The following is a 16,174-nucleotide window of genomic DNA, read 5'->3' on the forward strand; positions in this document are numbered from 1 at the left end:
GCCACGGATGCGAGTTGCTATTACAAATGGCCGTGGTTCAGCGCGGTGAGCGGCTCATTAACGTCGAAAACTTTACAGATAACCTCGTTTACGCCAAGCGATTTGAGGCGCGCGGTGTGCTTGTTGAGGTAAGCGAGCGCAGTTTCTTCATTCTCAAAAAGGTAGATCCCGCCCGCTTCCTGATTTTTTTCGTTTTCTGTCCAGACCTTCCAGATAAACCCTGGTTCCTGATTGATGGACTCGGCCAGCTCCACGAGCTGACGGGACATCTCGCTGCCGAAGGGACCGTTAAAAGCAAAGTGCAGCTGCAGTAGTTTTTTCGACATATTTCCTCCATGGATGATGTTTGCGCGGTAATAGACCATTTTAATGACATGGCGATGAAAAGATAACCACAGATTCTTTAAGGGCACAAAATGATAAGTTGCTGATTTTTAACCGCACAAAACATTAAAAACTCAGCAACACGCCATACTCAATCGCAGTTAATATTCAGCTGGAAAATATAAGGTTGCTTATTAATCAAGGAAAAAGTATGGCACATAAAATAAAAGCGCTGGCGATAACGATCGGCGCAGCCCTGGCGTTAACCTCTTTTGCATCCCAGGCGGAAATTACGCTTTTAAAACAAGATCCGCAGGCGGGCGATCCGTTAAGCCGGCTTAATTTTACCGTCGGCGGGAGTATCCGTCCCCAGTTCAACATGATGTCCGGCGATGGCGACAAAGGCTCATATAAACGTAACGGTTTCGATGGCGGAACCCGTTTCCGCTTCGCGGCCGACTACTATCTGTTTGATGATATTAGCTGGATCAGCTATTACGAGCTGGGCGTCAATATTCCGGCACTTTTCGACTGGGATAACCACTATGCCGAAGTCGCGAATAACACCAGCCGCCGTATGCTCTATACCGGCCTGAAAAGCGATATCTGGGGGACGTTAACCTACGGTCAGCAGAACAGCGTTTATTACGACGTGGTCGGGGTAAAAACCGATATCTGGGATTATGACATGATTGGCCAGGCGCCGGGTAACGGCATTAACGGCGACTACGATGGCTCCTATCGCTCACGTAATATGCTGAAATATAAGAAAACCGTTGGCGATGTCGATCTCTATGCCTCTTATCTGTTTGAGGACAGCGAATATCTGCCGGGTAACGGTCTGCGCTATAAACGTAAAGGCGGCGGTTCCATCGGCGCGGATTACCACATTATGAAAGATCTGACCTGGGGCGCCGCGTGGAACTATACCCGCGCCGATATGCGTAACCCGTCCAGTTCTGACAGCAAATCATACGATCAGAATATCGTCGGTACCGCGCTAAGCTGGACGCCGGATAACTGGACCTTCTCCTTGGGCGGCGGTTGGTATCAGAACTTCCTGACCACCAAAAAAACCGATGTCCATAACTACTTCGCGGGCGATGCCTGGGGGATTGAGTACTTTGCCGGTTATAAATTCCCGATTGGTCAGTATGCGGTGAAATCTATTCAGCCATACTTTATGGGCGACCGCCTGCAGTACGTGAACGGCCGCAACTATCAGCGTATCGATAACGGCGTCGGCGTGAGTTTCCAGCTGGATTATGGTTTCCGCGTTGACTATGAACACGTCTTCACGTCGAGCACCGACAACCTGGGCGATATGAACCTGGTGCGTCTGCGCTACGACTTCTAAGCGGTAACCATTCCCCGGTGACGCTGCGCTTACCGGGGCTACAGGTTCACCGCCGTCTGCGGACCCGTAGCCCGGCTAAGGCGTTTACGCCGCAAGCCGGGACAAGAGAGGATGTGATTACTCCGCCAGCCAGGCGGCAACTTCCTGCCAGCTGCCGCGGAAAATAATTTTCTCCGCTTTTTTGCCGAGCTGGTAGCGGTACATCGGATCGTAATACTCATTCAGCAGGGGAACCAGCCAGCTGAAATGCGCTTCGGTGTCGGTGGTTTGCTGCTGTTCAAGCAGCGCTTCATCAAGCCTGGCGGTGAGCTGGGCAAAACGCTGTAGCCCGAGGCGGCGGCGGATTGCGAACAGGCCATGATGCAGATATTCGCTATACGCCTGCCAGCCTTGTTCTTCGCCGTAGGCCGCCAGGAAATCGCGATGCATGCGCGCAAAATACTCTTCCCGCAGTCGTTCAAGACGGATAGCAAACGGATCTTCCACCACCGCCAGCGGCGACTGCGCCATGCGAAGACGCATACACTCCGGCAGGTGATTGGCGCCGATCATATGCCCCTCATCCTCCAGCACCCAGCGCGTCTGCTGCCCGGACTTTTTAAGCATCGCCACGGCCAGATGATTTTCAAAGGTAGCCTGCTGATACTGCTCCTGGAGGGTGCGACCGAATGAAGAGCCGCGGTGATGGGCAAGCCCTTCGAGATCGATACCGTCAGGTTGAGCGCAGACCAGCTGAGTTTTGCCATTGCCGGTACAGCCGCCGATCAGCACGATAGGGCGCTGTACCAGCTCTTCGGTAAGCTGTATGGCGGCCTGGCGCAGCGCTTTATAGCCCCCGACGATCAGAGGGTAATCCACGCCAGCTTCTTTCAGCCACTGCTGGACGATATGCGAACGCTGGCCGCCGCGAGCGCAGCACAGGTAGCCTTCTGGATAACGCGCGCAGGCCTCTTTCCAGGCGGCGAGGCGGCCGGCGCGAATCTTACCATTCACCAGCTGATGGCCCAGTGCGAGAGCGGCTTCCGGCCCTTGACGCTTATAGCAGGTACCGACGGCAGCGCGCTCGTCATCGTTCATCAGCGGCAGGTTGATCGCTGCGGGCATGGCGCTTTGCCTGAATTCAACCGGGGCACGTACGTCAATCAGCGGCGTATCGCTGGCAAGAATCTGCCGAATATTTTGTGGGACTAATTCCATCATTTAAACCGTTAAGCCATTCAGACGCGTCGCTCGACGCGATAATCCTCCTATTGTACGCGGTGAGCGGCAGGCTGGATTGATTTTTCACGGTGTATCGCTGAATAGCGTCAGGAATCCCTGGATTTCCGGGGCGGAGTGACCGAATAGCGAGGTGATATCCTGCACCGCTTTACCATGATGATCTTTACGCCAGGCGAGGCTCAGAGGAGAGGGGGGACGCATGGTCGGTATCTGCCGGGAAACCAGCTCGCCGCGCGCGATAAGCGGCTGGCACAGCGGCTCGGGTAAAAAGCCGATGCCGACGCCGGCGATATGGGCGGCGACTTTGGTTTCGATATCGGGAACCACGATCTCTTTTTGTCCCGGCAGGCGCCAGGCAACACGTTTGGTCAATCTCCGCGCGCTGTCTTCAATGTTGACCGCAGGATAGCGGCGTAGCTGGGCCTCCGACAGGGGGTCGGTTTGCTGGCTTAGCGGATGATTCGGCGACATCACGAACAGCCAGGTGACTTCACCCAGCGGGGCGACGGCAATATTCTCCGCTAACGGTTCGGTGCCGGTGACGCCGATGGCCAGCGAAAAGTCATCGTGCAGGAGCGTATCCCAGACGCCCATGTAAATTTGTCGTGAAAAATGAAATTGCGTAAAAGGGTAACGCTGGGTGAGCCAGGCCAGCAGCCGCGCAATGGCCTGAGGGTCATACATCAGGTTATTCACCACAATATTCACCTGGCGCTCCACGCCGTCGTTAATCTGCTGCAGCTCGCCGGGCATACTGTCAATCCAGCCCAGCCACTCTCTGGCCTGCGCCAGGAGATGCATTCCGGCAGGAGTCAGCAGGACGCTGCGCGTAGTGCGCGAAAAGAGCGCGACGCCGGTGTTGTCTTCCAGCAGTTTGATGCGATAGCTAATCGTGGCGGTCGTTTTATAGAGTTTTTCCGCTGCTCTGGAGAAGCTGCCGGTCTCCGCGACGCTGACAAAGGTACGTAGTGTTTCGGGGTCTAGCATCGCCTTATTCCTCGTAATTTAATAATTCGCCCATGATTTTTAAGTATTTTTTCATAATAACCCTCTCAATTATGTGGCTTAAATCAGGTTTTGGAAAATTATTCCAACTTATAGTTGATACCACTTTGAGATGGCCATGAATTGACCGGTACATCGATCACCCTCAAGGTATGAGGAGGGCGACGGTTTTTAATGACTAAGGAATATTGCAATGAAGCTAGAGGTATTGCCGCTGACGCGCGAAGCATTCCGTCCCTATGGGGACGTTATCGAAACGGAAGGGCAGGATTTTTTTCATATTAATGATGGCAAAGTGCAGCGTTTTCACGATCTGGCCATGGTGGAGACCCTGCAGCAGGATCGCACGCTAATCAGCATTAATCGGGCCCAGCCGGCGGTATTGCCGATTGTCGTCACCGAGCTGGAACGTCATCCGCTGGGCACCCAGGCGTTCGTGCCGATGAACGGCGAAGCCTTTGTGGTGGTGGTTGCGTCAGGAGGCGATGAGCCGGACATGACCACGCTGCGCGCGTTTATCTCCAATGGCCGCCAGGGGGTAAATTATCATCGCAATGTCTGGCATCACCCGCTGTTTGCCTGGCAGAGCGAAACCGATTTTTTAACCGTCGATCGCGGTGGAAAAGATAACTGCGATGTCGTGGAGATCCCGACCGTGGAGCTGAGCTTTGCGTGAGGTTGCACGTGACGCTGTCGATTATCTTGCATAACATGTGGGCGCTTACACACTATTTATGCTCAGGTTTTGAGCCGGAGATAATCGAGGTATGACAGAAGTGAGAAGGCGGGGAAGGCCGGGCCAGCAGGAGCCTTCCGCGCAAAAAGGCGCACAGGCGCTGGAGAGAGGGATCGCGATACTGCAATACCTTGAAAAGAGCGGCGGCAGCTCGTCGGTCAGCGATATTTCCCTGAATCTGGACTTACCGTTATCGACCACTTTTCGCCTGCTTAAAGTGCTGGAGGGCGCGGATTTTGTCTATCAGGACGCGCAGCTAGGCTGGTGGCACATCGGGCTTGGCGCATTCAATGTCGGCTCGGCGTACATCCATAACCGGGATGTTTTATCCGTCGGCGGACCTTTTATGCGGCGGCTGATGCTGATGTCAGGGGAAACGGTAAACGTGGCGATTCGTAACGGCAACGAAGCGGTGTTGATTGGCCAGCAGGAGTGCAAATCGATGGTAAGGATGTGCGCGCCGCTCGGCAGCCGGCTGCCGCTGCATGCTTCTGGGGCCGGAAAGGCGCTGCTGTACCCGCTGTCCCCGGATGAGTTGGTGGATGTGATTGTGAAGACCGGGCTGCAGCGCTTTACGCCATCGACGATCGTCGATTTACCGGTCCTGCAGCGAAACCTGGATGAGGCGCGCGACCGCGGCTACAGCATTGACCAGGAGGAGCACGTGACAGGATTAAACTGTATTGCTTCAGCGGTTTACGATGATGTCGGATCCGTAGTGGCGGCAATTTCGATTTCCGGGCCAGCGTCCCGCTTAACCCCGGACCGTTTTGTCAGCCAGGGAGAGCTGGTGAGGGAGACGGCAAGGAATATCAGCACCGCGCTGGGACTGAAGCCCCAGGCAGAGTGATCGCCGAACCGACCCGCTCGGAGGAGCGGGAATTTTTAGGCTTTGTTCAAGTTTGGAAAAATTTTCCAATATAGTGAGGTAGTAAAAAATGGCAAAAATGAGAGCCGTCGACGCGGCAATGTATGTACTCGAAAAAGAAGGGATTACCACCGCATTCGGCGTGCCTGGCGCAGCGATTAACCCCTTTTATTCCGCCATGCGTAAGCACGGCGGGATCCGCCATATTCTGGCTCGCCACGTGGAAGGCGCGTCCCATATGGCCGAAGGCTATACGCGTGCCGCAGCCGGTAATATCGGCGTATGCCTGGGGACATCGGGCCCGGCGGGAACGGATATGATCACCGCGCTCTATTCTGCCTCCGCGGACTCGATACCGATTTTGTGCATCACCGGCCAGGCGCCGCGCGCGCGTCTGCATAAAGAAGATTTCCAGGCGGTCGATATTGAATCCATTGCTAAGCCCGTGACCAAGATGGCGGTTACCGTGCGCGAAGCGGCGCTGGTACCGGGCGTGCTGCAGCAGGCTTTCCATCTGATGCGTTCCGGCAGACCGGGACCGGTATTGATCGACCTGCCTTATGATGTTCAGGTGGCGGAAATCGAATTTGACCCCGAGCTGTACGCGCCGCTCCCGGCTTATAAACCCGTGGCGACTCGTCCGCAGATCGAACGCGCGCTGGCGATGCTGCTGATGGCGGAGCGTCCGGTGATTGTCGCCGGCGGCGGGGTGATTAATGCCGATGCCGCAGCGCTGCTGCAGCAATTAGCTGAGATTACGCAAGTTCCGGTCATCCCAACGCTGATGGGCTGGGGCTGTATCCCGGATGACCACGAATTGATGGCCGGGATGGTCGGCCTACAAACCGCGCATCGCTACGGTAACGCCACGCTGCTGGCCTCCGACCTGGTATTCGGCATCGGTAACCGCTTTGCTAACCGTCATACCGGTTCCGTTGAGAAGTACACCGCAGGTCGCAAAATCATCCACATCGATATCGAACCGACGCAGATTGGCCGCGTGCTGTGCCCGGATTTAGGCATTGTGTCCGATGCGAAAGCGGCGCTGGCTCAACTGGTAGATATCGCGCAGCAGATGCAAAAAGAGGGCCGCCTGCCGCGTCGCGAGCGCTGGGTTGCCGAGTGTCAGGAGCGCAAGCGTACGCTGCTGCGTAAAACCCACTTCGATAACGTGCCGGTCAAACCGCAGCGCGTTTATGAAGAGATGAATAAAGCCTTTGGTCGCGACGTGTGCTACGTCACCACCATCGGGCTGTCGCAAATCGCCGCCGCGCAGATGCTGCACGTATTTAAAGATCGCCACTGGATCAACTGCGGCCAGGCCGGGCCGCTGGGCTGGACGCTTCCTGCCGCGCTGGGCGTTTGCACCGCCGATCCGGAGCGTAACGTGGTGGCCATCTCCGGCGACTTTGACTTCCAGTTCCTGATTGAAGAGCTGGCGGTGGGCGCGCAGTTCAATATTCCTTACATCCACGTGCTGGTAAACAACGCCTATCTGGGCCTGATTCGTCAGTCGCAGCGCGCGTTCGATATGGATTACTGCGTCCAGCTGGCGTTCGAAAACATCAACTCCAGCGAAGTGAACGGTTACGGCGTCGATCACGTCAAGGTTGCCGAGGGTCTCGGCTGTAAAGCGATTCGCGTCTTCAAGCCGGAGGATATCGCGCCCGCCCTGGCGCAGGCGAAAGTCTGGATGAAAGAGTATCGCGTACCGGTTGTTGTGGAAGTGATCCTTGAGCGGGTCACCAATATCTCCATGGGTAGCGAGCTGGATAACGTGATGGAGTTTGAAGATGTTGCCGATAGCGCCATCGATGCGCCAACCGAAACCTGCTTTATGAAATATGAATAAATGAGGTGAACCTATGTTGCGCTTTTCAGCCAACCTTTCGATGTTATTTCTGGAATATGATTTTCTGGATCGTTTTGAGAAAGCGGCGGCCTGCGGTTTTCGCGCCGTTGAGTTTATGTTCCCGTATGATTATGCGCCCGAGGTATTAAAGCAAAAGCTGAGCGACAACCGGCTGGAGCATACCTTACATAACTTACCCGCCGGCGACTGGGCGGCGGGAGAGCGCGGCATAGCCTGTATTCCCGGTCGCGAAGCGGAGTTCCGCGAAGGCGTGGATGCCGCAATCCGCTATGCCAAAGCGCTGGGCAATCGCAAAATCAACTGCCTGGTGGGTAAAACCCCGCCTGGCTACCGCGAGGATCATATTCGTTCCACGCTGGTGGCGAATTTACGTTTTGCCGCTGCCGCGCTGGCGCAGGAAGGTATTCTGCTGCTGATCGAACCGATTAATTACTTCGATATGCCGGGCTTTTATCTGAATACCACTCATCAGGCGCTGGCGCTTATTGATGAGGTCGGCAGCGATAATCTGAAAATTCAGTACGATATTTATCATATGCAGCGGATGGAGGGGGAGTTAACCCATACGATGCAAACTTATGCTAACCGTATTGGTCATTTACAGATTGCTGATAATCCGAATCGCGGTGAGCCGGGGACCGGTGAAATTAATTACGATTATCTTTTTAAATTTATTGATAGATCAAGCTATGACGGCTGGGTGGGCTGCGAATATAAACCGCTGACCACCACCGAAGCGGGTTTGACATGGTTTAATCACTACCGCTAATTTTTAATTTATCTTTGGGCAGTATTTATTATTCCAGACGCAGGGGTTTTATTTCCTGACAACAGGAAGGGATAACTATTGCCCGGGTAAATCGAAACAGAAATTCTGAGAGGAAACTTATGAAACTGGGATTTATTGGTCTGGGTATTATGGGCACCCCGATGGCGCTCCGACTTGCCAGGGCAGGCCACGTTCTGCACGTTACTACCATCGGCCCGGTTGCTGACGACCTGCTCAAGCAAGGCGCGCAGCATCTGGCTACCGCCGAGCAGGTTGCGGCGCAGTCGGAGATTATTTTCATCATGGTTCCGGATACCCCACAGGTTGCCGACGTTCTGTTTGGCGAGCGCGGCTGCGCCAAAGCGGCGCTAAAGGGAAAAACCATCGTGGATATGAGCTCTATCTCGCCGATTGAAACCAAGCGGTTTGCGCAGCAGGTGCGCGACCTGGGGGCGGATTATCTGGATGCTCCGGTATCCGGCGGCGAAATCGGCGCGCGTGAAGGCACGCTCTCAATTATGGTCGGCGGCGATGAAAACGTCTTTGCCCGCGTGAAACCGCTGTTTGATATTCTGGGTAAAAACATCACCCTCGTAGGCGGTAATGGCGACGGTCAGACCTGTAAAGTCGCCAATCAGATTATCGTCGCGCTGAATATTGAAGCAGTGTCCGAGGCGCTGGTTTTCGCGTCTAAAGCCGGAGCCGATCCCGCTCGCGTGCGTCAGGCGCTGATGGGCGGCTTTGCCTCCTCGCGTATTCTGGAAGTGCATGGCGAAAGAATGTTGAACCGGACGTTTAATCCCGGCTTTAAAATTTCCCTGCACCAGAAGGATCTTAATCTGGCATTGCAGAGCGCGAAAGCACTGGCGCTTAATTTACCGAATACGGCAACCTGTCAGGAGTTATTTAACACTTGTGCCGCCAACGGTGGTAGTGAATTAGACCACTCGTCTTTAGTTCAGGCGCTGGAATTAATGGCGAATCATAAAATATCGTAATAAGAAAATGCTGCCGGTTCCGGCAGCGTTTTTTAAACCTCACGGGTGAATTTATGGATACTATCAATAAAACGGGTATCGACTATTGGAAGAAAATAGTCGTGGTCATGAGTCTGGGCTGGGTGGCAATATGGATTTATCGTACCGTATTAACACCTATTTATCCGGAAATTCAGGCGTCCTTAGGTAACGTCAGTAATGCTGAAATCGGCGCGATTGCCAGCTTCTATTTTCTGGCCTATTGCGGAATGCAGATCCCCTGCGGCATTCTGGTCGATAAGCTGGGACAAAAAATTATGCTGATGTGCGGTTTCTCGCTGTTTATTATTGGTACGTTGAGTATTGCTAATGCGGGAAACCTGACGCTGATTTATATCGGCTCGCTGCTGGCCGGCGCTGGCTGCGCGTCGTTTTTTAGCTCCGCCTATTCGCTCTCCTCGGCCAATGTGCCGCAGGAACGCCGGGCGCTGGCGAACGCCATCATCAACAGCGGCTCCGCCATCGGCATGGGGATTGGCCTGATTGGCTCAAGCATTCTGGTCAAAAGCATGCATATGGCGTGGCAAAATGTCTTGTTTATCGTCGCCGCGATCCTGGTGGTGATGCTCTGCGTGTTTACCCTGGTGATTCGCCGCAAGCTAAAAGAGCCCGCCGTAGCGGAGAATAAGCCTGGCGCAGCGACTGCCGCTCCGGTCGCTGAAGAGAAATCGGCGCCGCTGTTTTCGCCGCTGCTGTGCAGCGTCTACTTTCTCTATTTCTGCACCTGCTACGGCTACTACCTGATCGTCACCTGGCTGCCTTCTTATCTTCAGACCGAACGCGGCTTTGACGGCGGCGCCATTGGTTTTGCTTCCGCGCTGGTGGCGGTGGTCGGGGTGCCGGGCGCGCTGTTCTTCAGCCATCTCTCGGATAAGTTCCGCGACAGTAAAGTCAAAGTGATTCTCGGGCTGGAGATTGTCGCTGCGGCCATGCTGATGTTTACCGTTCTCTCGCCGAATACCACCATGCTGATGATTAGCCTGGTGCTGTACGGACTACTGGGCAAAATGGCCGTTGACCCGATTCTTATCTCGTTCGTTTCCGAACAGGCGTCAGCGAAAACATTAGGCCGCGCCTTTAGCTTGTTTAATTTCTTTGGCATGAGTTCGGCGGTGGTCGCACCGACGCTCACCGGTTTTATTTCCGACCTGACCGGTTCAAAAGAAATTAGTTTTGTGATGTCTGCCGGGTTGGTTATTACCGGAACGATACTGTTTGCGCTAATTACCTTGCGTAAGAACAAAATACAGTCAAAGACAATCCCAGTATAATAAAAAATAAATAATTAAAATTTGTTGTTCCACATAGCTAAACCTACAAACGTAATCCGATGCGTATTAAGAGGGAATTATGGAACAAACTCAAGATCTGTACAAAGCCAGGGGTTACAGCGACGATCTACTGCCCAAAGTAGCCTCGCAGCGTAACTGGAAAACATTTAACTATTTTACCTTATGGATGGGCTCCGTACACAACGTACCTAATTATGTAATGGTTGGTGGTTTTTTTATTCTCGGGCTATCAACGTTTAGTATAATGATGGCGATAATATTGAGTGCTTTTATTATTGCCCTGGTTATGGTGTTTAATGGTGCTGCCGGAAGTAAATACGGTGTCCCCTTCGCAATGATATTAAGAGCCTCTTATGGTGTGCGTGGTGCATTATTACCCGGCCTGCTCAGAGGCGGCATTGCGGCAATTATGTGGTTTGGTTTGCAATGCTATGCCGGCTCGCTGGCATTCCTGATCTTATTAGGCAAACTGTGGCCCGAGTTTCTGACGCTCGGCGGTGATTTTAAGCTGCTGGGACTGTCGTTGCCGGGGATGATCGCCTTTCTGGTTTTCTGGCTGATTAATGTGGCGATTGGTTTCGGCGGCGGAAAAGTTCTCAATAAATTTACCGCAATCCTCAATCCCTGCATCTATATTGTCTTCGGCGGCATGGCTATCTGGGCTATCTCGCTGGTCGGGATCGGTCCGATCCTTGACTATCTGCCGACCGGGGTGGCGAAAGCGGAGCATACCGGCTTCCTGTTCCTGGTCGTTATCAATGCGGTCGTTGCCGTCTGGGCCGCGCCGGCGGTGAGCGCCTCGGACTTTACCCAGAACGCGCGTTCGTTTCGCGAGCAGGCCGTTGGGCAAACCCTTGGCTTAGTGGTGGCCTATATTCTGTTCGCGGTGGCCGGAGTGTGCATTATCGCCGGCGCCAGTATCCATTACGGTATGGATACCTGGAACGTACTGGATATTGTGCAGAAATGGGACAGCCTGTTTGCCTCGTTCTTTGCGGTGCTGGTGATATTAATGACCACGATCTCCACCAACGCCACCGGTAATATTATTCCTGCGGGCTACCAAATTGCGGCGATTGCTCCCACGAAACTGACCTATAAAAACGGCGTGCTGATTGCCAGTATTATTAGCCTGCTGATCTGCCCCTGGAAATTAATGGAAAATCAGGACAGTATTTATCTTTTTCTCGATATTATCGGCGGCATGCTGGGTCCGGTTATTGGCGTAATGATGGCGCACTATTTTATCGTCATGCGTGGGCAAATTAATCTTGATGAACTTTACACCGCGCCTGGAGATTATAAATATTTCGATAATGGATTTAACGTTACCGCATTCCTGGTAACGATTGTGGCGGTTATTTTATCGCTCGGCGGAAAATTTATCCCGCTGCTCGAACCGTTCTCCCGCGTGTCGTGGTTTGTTGGTGTTATTGTCGCTTTTGCCGCCTACGCCTTGCTGAAAAAACGGGCCCAGCCGAATAACCTGGCGCGCCCCAATGCTGTGAATTGATTTTATTACAACCAGGAAAGTTTATTTCATGGATGAAGCTTCAAGAGCCAAAGCCATTGGTATTGCGGTGTACGTGGCTGCAAACAGAAGTATGGCGGCTTAATCGTCTGTACACATACAAGGAGTTTTATATGTCTTTTGATTTAATCATTAAAAACGGCACCGTCATTCTGGAAAACGAATCCCGGGTGGTCGATATCGCGGTTGCTGACGGCAAAATTGCCGCTATCGGTGAAAACCTGGGGGACGCGAAGCAGATCATGGATGCCACGGGGCTGATCGTTTCGCCGGGGATGGTCGATGCGCATACGCACATCTCTGAGCCGGGTCGTACCCACTGGGAAGGATACGAAACGGGTACCCGCGCGGCGGCAAAAGGGGGCATCACTACGATGATCGAAATGCCGCTGAACCAGCTGCCGGCCACCGTCGATCGAGAGACCATTGAGCTGAAATTCGACGCCGCGAAAGGCAAGTTGACCATCGATGCCGCGCAGCTTGGCGGCCTGGTCTCCTATAACCTTGACCGGCTGCACGAGCTGGATGAAGTGGGCGTGGTGGGGTTCAAATGCTTCGTCGCGACCTGCGGCGATCGCGGGATTGACAATGACTTCCGCGACGTTAACGACTGGCAGTTCTTCAAAGGCGTACAAAAGCTGGCCGAGATGAAGCAGACGGTACTGGTGCACTGCGAAAACGCGCTGATCTGCGATGAGCTGGGCGAAGAGGCGAAAAGAGAAGGGCGCGTGACCGCCCATGATTACGTCGCCTCCCGTCCGGTATTCACCGAAGTTGAGGCGATCCGCCGCGTTCTGTATCTGGCGAAGGTCGCCGGTTGCCGCCTGCACGTGTGCCACGTCAGCAGCCCGGAAGGGGTCGCCGAAGTGACGCGCGCCCGTCAGGAAGGTCAGGATGTCACCTGCGAATCCTGCCCGCACTACTTTGTACTGGATACCGAACAGTTTGAAAAGATTGGCACCCTGGCGAAATGCTCTCCGCCGATCCGCGACGCGGAAAATCAGAAAGGGCTGTGGGAAAAGCTATTCAACGGTGAGATCGACTGCCTGGTGTCCGACCACTCTCCGTGCCCGCCGGAAATGAAGGCGGGCAATATCATGCAGGCCTGGGGCGGGATTGCCGGTTTGCAAAACTGTATGGACGTCATGTTCGATGAAGCGGTCCAGAAGCGCGGTATGCCTTTGCCGCAGTTTGCTCGCCTGATGGCGACCAACGCCGCGGATATTTTCGGCCTGAAGCATAAGGGCCGCATCGCGCCGGGCAAAGACGCCGACCTGGTGTTTATTCAGCCGAACAGCAGCTACGTTCTGCAGGCGGAAGACCTTGAATATCGCCATAAAGTCAGCCCTTACGTAGGCCGTACGATTGGCGCGCGGATCGCCAGAACCCTCCTGCGCGGCGATGTGATCTATGACAGCGAGCAGGGCTTCCCGCACGCGCCGAAGGGGAAATTTATCCTTAAGCATCAGCAGTAACGGGGATCCGGTGAATTCCCGGCTTGCGGCGTAAACGCCTTCTCCGGGCTACGAGCCGATTTGTCGCCCGGATAAGGCGCAAGCCGCGACCCGGGGAATCACTTGCCCCATTCCATGCTCAGCGCCTGTTTAACGGCAGGCGCTTTTTCAGGATTCAATCATGGTGGTATTTCCGCTCAATAAACGAAACACCCTGGCGGGATTTCAATGGTTCTTCTTTATTTTCTGCAACACCGTCGTGGTACCGCCGACATTACAGTCTGCTTTTCAGCTGCCCGCCAGCGCGCTGATTACGCTGACTCAGTACGGTTTTATCACCACCGGGCTGGCCTGCCTGGCGCAGGCGCTGCTGGGCCATCGTCGGGCGATTATGGAAGGGCCTACGGGACTATGGTGGAGCACTATCCTGACCGTCACCGTCGGTGAAGCCGCGCGCGGCACTCCATTTGCCAGCATTGCGTCAAGCCTGGCGGTTGGCATCTCTCTGTCGGCGATATTCACCATCATCATCGGCGTGAGCGGCATCGGTCACCGCCTGGCGAAGCTCTTCAGCCCGACGGTCATGGTCTTTTTTATGCTGCTGCTCGGCGCGCAGCTCACCACGATCTTTTTTAAAGGCATGCTCGGGCTGCCTTTCAGTTCGACCCAGGCTAACGTGGGCGTTCAGCTGGCGCCGTTTAGCCTGGCGCTGGCGGTGATGCTGTTGGTGCTGGGGATGATCATTTTTCTTCCGGATGGCATTGCTCGCTATGCCCTGCTGTTTGGCACCCTCGTAGGCTGGGCTGGCTGGTACCTGCTGTTTCGCACTCCGCCCGCCACGATGGCATCCGGGCCGATTCACTGGCAGTGGTTTCCACTTGGCTACGGCGGGGAGCTACGCCCCGGCATTATTTTGACGGCGCTGCTGGCGGGGCTGGTGAATATTACGAATACCTACGGCGCAATTCGCGGTAGCGACGTTTTTTATCCCCAGCAGGGCGCCAGCAATACCCGCTACCGACGAAGCTTTATTATCTCCGGCCTGATGACCTTAATAACGGTTCCGCTCAGCGTGGTGCCGTTTTCGCCTTTTGTTTCATCGATAGGTTTATTAACCCAAACTGGAGAGACTTCTCGCCAGCCGTTTATTATCGGCTGCCTGTGCTGCCTGCTGGTGGGACTATTTACGCCGCTGACCCACTTTTTTACCACGCTGCCTTTGCCGATTAGCAGCGCGGTCATGCTGGTCTCCTATCTTCCGTTGTTATATTCCAGCTTATCTTTCAGTAAACAAATCACCTTCACCGCACGAAATATCTACCGGCTGGCGCTGCCGTTATTTATCGGCATCTTTTTAATGGGCCTGCCGCCGGTCTATCTCCAGACGCTGCCCCTGACAATTCGACCGCTATTAGGCAACGGCTTATTAATCGGCGTGCTGCTGGCGGTGGTGATGGAAAATCTCATTCCCTGGGATCGTATTAAGTAATGACATTAAAAAGGATGAACCATGAAAATAATTATTGCACCGGACTCTTTCAAAGAAAGCGTAAGCGCCAGCCGCTGCGCCCAGGCGATTAAGGCGGGCTTTACCTCTATTTTCCCGCAGGCAGAGTGCATCTGTCTGCCGATCGCCGACGGCGGCGAGGGGACGGTGGAGGCAATGGTTGAGGCCACCGAGGGTAAAATGGTGATGCTGCCGGTCATGGGGCCGATGGGCGATTTTGTCGGCGCTTTCTATGGCCTGAGCGGCGACGGACACACCGCGTTTATTGAGATGGCGGCGGCCAGCGGACTCATGCTGGTTCCCCCCGACGAACGCAACCCCCTGCAGGCCACCAGCTACGGCACCGGTGAGCTGATTCGCCATGCGCTGGACGCCGGCGTCCGTCACATAATTCTCGGTATTGGCGGCAGCGCCACGGTGGACGGCGGAATGGGGATGGCTCAGGCGCTGGGAGCACGCTTTGTTGATGAACGCGGCGAGAGCGTCGGCCTCGGCGGCGGAGCGTTAGAGCGGCTGGTCAACGTTGATTTACGCGATCTCGACCCGCGGCTTCGCGAGTGCCGGATTGACGTAGCCTGCGATGTGGATAATCCGCTGCTCGGCGAACGCGGCGCGGCGGCGGTCTTTGGCCCGCAAAAAGGGGCCTGCGCAGGCATGGTCGCCGTTCTGGAGCGCGGTTTAGAAAATTACGCTCAGGTGCTGCTGGCGGCAACCGGTCAGGATGTGACGGCGATGGTCGGCGGCGGCGCGGCCGGCGGGATGGGCGCGGCGGCTCGCGTATTCCTTAACGCCACGCTGAAATCGGGCATTGATATTGTGCTGGAGGCGGTTCATCTGGAGGAGGCGCTGCGCGATGCGGACCTGGTGATCACCGGCGAAGGGCGTATGGATTCGCAAACCGTCGGCGGCAAAGCGCCGGTTGGCGTGGCGCGGATCGCCAAAAAGCACGGCATTCCGGTTATCGGCATCGCCGGCGTGCTGGGTGACGGCGTCGAAGCGGTGCATCAGCATGGTATTGATGCGGTCTTTAGCATTCTTCCCGCGCTGGCGCCGCTGGCCGAGGTGCTGGATCGCGGCGAGCAGAATCTTTACGCCTGCGCGCGCAATATCGCCTGCGCCATCAAGCTTGGCCAGACGCTGCCTGCTTGAATAAAAAATGCCACGGTTCACACCGTGGCAAAATCCAACATAGCTAAACAA

At 54.8% G+C, this 16,174-nt stretch carries 14 protein-coding genes; 11 read left to right on the plus strand and 3 right to left on the minus strand.

Annotated elements, in window-relative coordinates:
* Positions 1 to 20 precede the first annotated feature (20 nt).
* Complete coding sequence (locus KO1_RS05250) at positions 21 to 326, minus strand: monooxygenase (RefSeq protein WP_004099728.1); 306 nt, start codon at positions 324 to 326, stop codon at positions 21 to 23.
* Between the two features lie 209 nt (positions 327 to 535).
* Here KO1_RS05250 and KO1_RS05255 point away from each other — a divergent pair, with 209 nt between their 5' ends.
* On the plus strand, positions 536 to 1,681 hold the full coding sequence (locus tag KO1_RS05255) for a porin (protein WP_004099731.1): 1,146 nt from the start codon (positions 536 to 538) through the stop codon (positions 1,679 to 1,681).
* 117 nt (positions 1,682 to 1,798) lie between these two features.
* Here the strand turns inward: KO1_RS05255 and mnmH are convergent, their stop codons facing one another.
* Together mnmH and allS are read right to left on the minus strand one after the other, a co-directional pair.
* A complete protein-coding gene (mnmH, locus tag KO1_RS05260; protein WP_004099733.1) occupies positions 1,799 to 2,878 on the minus strand; it encodes a tRNA 2-selenouridine(34) synthase MnmH in 1,080 nt (359 codons plus the stop codon).
* Between the two features lie 87 nt (positions 2,879 to 2,965).
* Entirely contained in the window at positions 2,966 to 3,889 is a 924-nt protein-coding gene (gene allS, locus KO1_RS05265) for an HTH-type transcriptional activator AllS (protein WP_004111061.1), read from the minus strand.
* Positions 3,890 to 4,100: 211 nt separating this feature from the next.
* Here allS and allA point away from each other — a divergent pair, with 211 nt between their 5' ends.
* The 10 genes from allA (at position 4,101) to glxK (ending at position 16,123) form a co-directional block, all read left to right on the plus strand.
* On the plus strand, positions 4,101 to 4,583 hold the full coding sequence (gene allA, locus KO1_RS05270) for an ureidoglycolate lyase (protein WP_017146474.1): 483 nt from the start codon (positions 4,101 to 4,103) through the stop codon (positions 4,581 to 4,583).
* A gap of 91 nt (positions 4,584 to 4,674) precedes the next feature.
* Positions 4,675 to 5,493: an HTH-type transcriptional repressor AllR gene (gene allR, locus KO1_RS05275; protein WP_004099742.1), complete on the plus strand. Its 819-nt coding sequence runs from the start codon at positions 4,675 to 4,677 to the stop codon at positions 5,491 to 5,493.
* An 88-nt stretch (positions 5,494 to 5,581) separates the two neighbouring features.
* Positions 5,582 to 7,363 (plus strand): glyoxylate carboligase, encoded by a 1,782-nt coding sequence (gcl, locus tag KO1_RS05280; protein ID WP_017146473.1) that lies wholly within the window; start codon positions 5,582 to 5,584, stop codon positions 7,361 to 7,363.
* 13 nt (positions 7,364 to 7,376) lie between these two features.
* Entirely contained in the window at positions 7,377 to 8,153 is a 777-nt protein-coding gene (hyi, locus tag KO1_RS05285) for a hydroxypyruvate isomerase (protein ID WP_004099744.1), read from the plus strand.
* Positions 8,154 to 8,272: 119 nt separating this feature from the next.
* A complete protein-coding gene (gene glxR, locus KO1_RS05290) occupies positions 8,273 to 9,151 on the plus strand; it encodes a 2-hydroxy-3-oxopropionate reductase (RefSeq protein ID WP_004099746.1) in 879 nt (292 codons plus the stop codon).
* A 53-nt stretch (positions 9,152 to 9,204) separates the two neighbouring features.
* Positions 9,205 to 10,461: an MFS transporter gene (locus KO1_RS05295; protein WP_004099748.1), complete on the plus strand. Its 1,257-nt coding sequence runs from the start codon at positions 9,205 to 9,207 to the stop codon at positions 10,459 to 10,461.
* 79 nt (positions 10,462 to 10,540) lie between these two features.
* Entirely contained in the window at positions 10,541 to 11,995 is a 1,455-nt protein-coding gene (locus KO1_RS05300) for an allantoin transporter (RefSeq protein WP_004099750.1), read from the plus strand.
* 131 nt (positions 11,996 to 12,126) lie between these two features.
* Positions 12,127 to 13,488, plus strand: coding sequence for an allantoinase AllB (gene allB, locus KO1_RS05305; RefSeq protein ID WP_004099754.1), 1,362 nt, complete (start codon positions 12,127 to 12,129; stop codon positions 13,486 to 13,488).
* 160 nt (positions 13,489 to 13,648) lie between these two features.
* Complete coding sequence (locus KO1_RS05310; RefSeq protein WP_004099755.1) at positions 13,649 to 14,956, plus strand: uracil/xanthine transporter; 1,308 nt, start codon at positions 13,649 to 13,651, stop codon at positions 14,954 to 14,956.
* 21 nt (positions 14,957 to 14,977) lie between these two features.
* Positions 14,978 to 16,123 carry a glycerate 3-kinase gene (glxK, locus tag KO1_RS05315; protein WP_004099756.1) on the plus strand — a complete coding sequence of 382 codons (1,146 nt, stop codon included), beginning with the start codon at positions 14,978 to 14,980 and terminating at the stop codon, positions 16,121 to 16,123.
* Positions 16,124 to 16,174: the final 51 nt, after the last annotated feature.

This window comes from Klebsiella oxytoca NBRC 105695 (assembly GCF_001598695.1).
Taxonomy (GTDB): Bacteria; Pseudomonadota; Gammaproteobacteria; order Enterobacterales; family Enterobacteriaceae; genus Klebsiella; species Klebsiella oxytoca.

What these genes read in the sequence shown, in the direction of transcription:
- KO1_RS05250 (WP_004099728.1), bottom strand. Translation starts at nt 326, where the DNA reads ATGTCGAAAAAACTACTGCAGCTGCACTTTGCTTTTAACGGTCCCTTC.
- KO1_RS05255 (WP_004099731.1), top strand. Translation starts at nt 536, where the DNA reads ATGGCACATAAAATAAAAGCGCTGGCGATAACGATCGGCGCAGCCCTG.
- mnmH (WP_004099733.1), bottom strand. Translation starts at nt 2,878, where the DNA reads ATGGAATTAGTCCCACAAAATATTCGGCAGATTCTTGCCAGCGATACG.
- allS (WP_004111061.1), bottom strand. Translation starts at nt 3,889, where the DNA reads ATGCTAGACCCCGAAACACTACGTACCTTTGTCAGCGTCGCGGAGACC.
- allA (WP_017146474.1), top strand. Translation starts at nt 4,101, where the DNA reads ATGAAGCTAGAGGTATTGCCGCTGACGCGCGAAGCATTCCGTCCCTAT.
- allR (WP_004099742.1), top strand. Translation starts at nt 4,675, where the DNA reads ATGACAGAAGTGAGAAGGCGGGGAAGGCCGGGCCAGCAGGAGCCTTCC.
- gcl (WP_017146473.1), top strand. Translation starts at nt 5,582, where the DNA reads ATGGCAAAAATGAGAGCCGTCGACGCGGCAATGTATGTACTCGAAAAA.
- hyi (WP_004099744.1), top strand. Translation starts at nt 7,377, where the DNA reads ATGTTGCGCTTTTCAGCCAACCTTTCGATGTTATTTCTGGAATATGAT.
- glxR (WP_004099746.1), top strand. Translation starts at nt 8,273, where the DNA reads ATGAAACTGGGATTTATTGGTCTGGGTATTATGGGCACCCCGATGGCG.
- KO1_RS05295 (WP_004099748.1), top strand. Translation starts at nt 9,205, where the DNA reads ATGGATACTATCAATAAAACGGGTATCGACTATTGGAAGAAAATAGTC.
- KO1_RS05300 (WP_004099750.1), top strand. Translation starts at nt 10,541, where the DNA reads ATGGAACAAACTCAAGATCTGTACAAAGCCAGGGGTTACAGCGACGAT.
- allB (WP_004099754.1), top strand. Translation starts at nt 12,127, where the DNA reads ATGTCTTTTGATTTAATCATTAAAAACGGCACCGTCATTCTGGAAAAC.
- KO1_RS05310 (WP_004099755.1), top strand. Translation starts at nt 13,649, where the DNA reads ATGGTGGTATTTCCGCTCAATAAACGAAACACCCTGGCGGGATTTCAA.
- glxK (WP_004099756.1), top strand. Translation starts at nt 14,978, where the DNA reads ATGAAAATAATTATTGCACCGGACTCTTTCAAAGAAAGCGTAAGCGCC.